This window comes from Acinetobacter sp. WCHAc060006 (assembly GCF_004209135.1).
Taxonomy (GTDB): domain Bacteria; phylum Pseudomonadota; class Gammaproteobacteria; order Pseudomonadales; family Moraxellaceae; genus Acinetobacter; species Acinetobacter cumulans.
Genome location: NZ_SGSS01000069.1, coordinates 1 through 2,262, shown reverse-complemented (window position 1 = coordinate 2,262; position 2,262 = coordinate 1). Strand labels below are relative to the sequence as shown.

At 38.8% G+C, this 2,262-nt stretch carries 2 protein-coding genes and 2 pseudogenes; 3 read left to right on the top strand and 1 reads right to left on the bottom strand.

The window, feature by feature from the left end; all coding sequences use genetic code 11:
* Positions 1–145: 145 nt before the first annotated feature.
* From EXE29_RS17130 to EXE29_RS17120, 3 genes and pseudogenes are all read left to right on the top strand, one after another.
* Positions 146–280: pseudogene (locus EXE29_RS17130) on the top strand (IS3 family transposase); the annotation flags it as partial.
* Positions 281–393: 113 nt separating this feature from the next.
* Positions 394–516: pseudogene (locus EXE29_RS17125) on the top strand (VF530 family DNA-binding protein); the annotation flags it as partial.
* 418 nt (positions 517–934) lie between these two features.
* Positions 935–1,900: an alpha/beta hydrolase gene (locus EXE29_RS17120; RefSeq protein WP_120365113.1), complete on the top strand. Its 966-nt coding sequence runs from the start codon at positions 935–937 to the stop codon at positions 1,898–1,900.
* Between the two features lie 152 nt (positions 1,901–2,052).
* Here the strand turns inward: EXE29_RS17120 and EXE29_RS17655 are convergent.
* A partial coding sequence (locus EXE29_RS17655) for a hypothetical protein (protein ID WP_213072639.1) occupies positions 2,053–2,262 on the bottom strand: 210 nt, incomplete at its 5' end.

Here is a 2,262-nt window from a genome sequence, read left to right as displayed (position 1 = left end):
GCCTGATAGGACAAGGATCCTATGAAATTTGTCGTGTACAGAGATCTGTGTTATAGCGTTTTAAAACATCAGACTGCCTATCAAAGAGATTATTTATTAGCCGAATAATCTCAAAACCTGATTGACTACCAAGACGGTATCTCAGGTCGCTGACTTCACATATATTAAAACTCATTCAGATTGGGTCTAAACCACATTTATTATTGATGTTTTTTCATGTGCAATTGTTGGCTGGAAAGTATCAACACGTAAGAATACAGATATGGTGCTTGATGCGCTGAGTTATGTATCGTCTTTTGAGCTTGAAGCAATGTACGATTATAAGATTAACCCGTTAGGTCAGGTGGCCTAACTTAAATAAAAAAGTCTCCGACAAACCCGGTACGGTTCAGTTTTTGCATAGACCCAAGTGTTAAATCATCATTACGATTCTTGCGTACCACACCATGGACACGTGAAAAAGTAGAAAGCTTATATTTGTACGTCTTACGCCAAAAGGCCAAACAGAAACCGTAGCCTCAGGCAACACCCCTCTCATCATAAAATTATACCAGTCAGTAAAACACTCTTAGATTAAGCATATGAATGTTGGTTATTATTGTTGATTATCACAATAAATTAGTGACCAAAAATCAAAGTACCCTACCCCACCTTAAATTACGTCACACAAAATTAAAACTCTATATAACTGTTATATATAGAGTTTATTAACATACCAATTATGTAATTTAGTGTATTTTATGTCGGTGACTCTTGCCAAGGTTGGGGTCGGGAGTTCGAGTCTCCTTTCCCGCTCCAAATTCAAAAAACCCTCATCTTTGATGAGGGTTTTTTTATGCCCATACAAAACACAAAAAATACCACTCAGACAGTCGTTGACAAATCCAATGCCTTCATCAAGGATAAGATTAAAAATCAAACGCTGAGAATAACAATGAATGATCTTTCTGCATGCACCTATCAGCCCGACATCTTGGGCGCAGGCTATGAGCAAACAACCCTAAAATTTTCCGATGATTTTGAAGGCCCCGTCACAGCAACCTTAATCCGCAAAAAAGCCACTTCAACCACCTCTAAAGCTGTTTTATATATTCACGGCTTTATTGATTATTTTTTTCAAACAGAAATGGCAGCGCAATTTAACCAACACGGTTTTGATTTTTATGCACTCGATTTAAGAAAATACGGACGCTCAATTTTGCCACATCAAAAATACTATAACGTGCGTAAGATTGCCGAATATGATGCAGAAATTAATCAAGCCCTTGATATCATTGGAGCAGAAGGCCACGATGCAGTACTGCTCTGTGGGCACTCCACTGGTGGCTTAACCACAACACTATATGCAAGTCACAATCCTAATCACCCACTGATTAAAGCACTTTGGGTCAACAGCCCTTTTTATGACTTCAATATGAATCCACTGAAACGTAAGCTTGGTGTTCCTCAGCTGAGTCGGCTAGGCAAAGTTTTTCCAGATTTACAGTTTCCAAGTGAGCTCAACAAGTGGTACACACCCAGTCTTCACAAAGATTTAAAAGGTGAATGGGACTTTAACCTAGATTGGAAAAAGACCACCTACCCCAAAGTACGCCTAAGCTTTATCACCGCCATTCATGAAGCACAAAAAGAAATCCATCAAGGTGTTCAGTTAAATATTCCAATTTTAGTCATGCATTCCAATCAAACCAAAAATCCGCGCAAATGGGGTAAAGATGCACAAAGCAGCGATGTAATTTTAGGCGTGAAAGATATTGCCAAATATGCGAAAAAAATTCAGGGCGATGTCACCATCCAAAGTATTCATCATGGCCTTCACGACTTAGTACTATCGCAAAAACCAGTACGTGAGCAGGTTTATCAACAATTATTTACTTGGCTTAGCCACAAAGGCTTGTAATTTTACAATCTCACCAGCCTAGGCCTTAAAGAGATCACCCTCTAGACATCTTTAAGGCCACATCTAAATGTTAGTCCAACACTAAACTAAGCGAGTGCCTTATCTCCTTTATTGCTTCGAAATATCCCATACAAAACAAAATCGTGACTGAGTTAACAACCAAGCACCCACACCCTAAATAAATTGTCTAAAAGATGTAATTTGCCATTCAAAGCACCACCATCCACTCTTATATTCAAAGAGCGACTAAAAACGCGCAGTTGTACCTGAGAACAAAGCACAGGCTTTGTATGACGTTGAAGAACACCATAATAAGCAAAGGAACAGTCAATATGCGTTACATCGATCCAAATCAAAACGGT

What these genes read in the sequence shown, in the direction of transcription:
- EXE29_RS17120 (WP_120365113.1), top strand. Translation starts at nt 935, where the DNA reads ATGAATGATCTTTCTGCATGCACCTATCAGCCCGACATCTTGGGCGCA.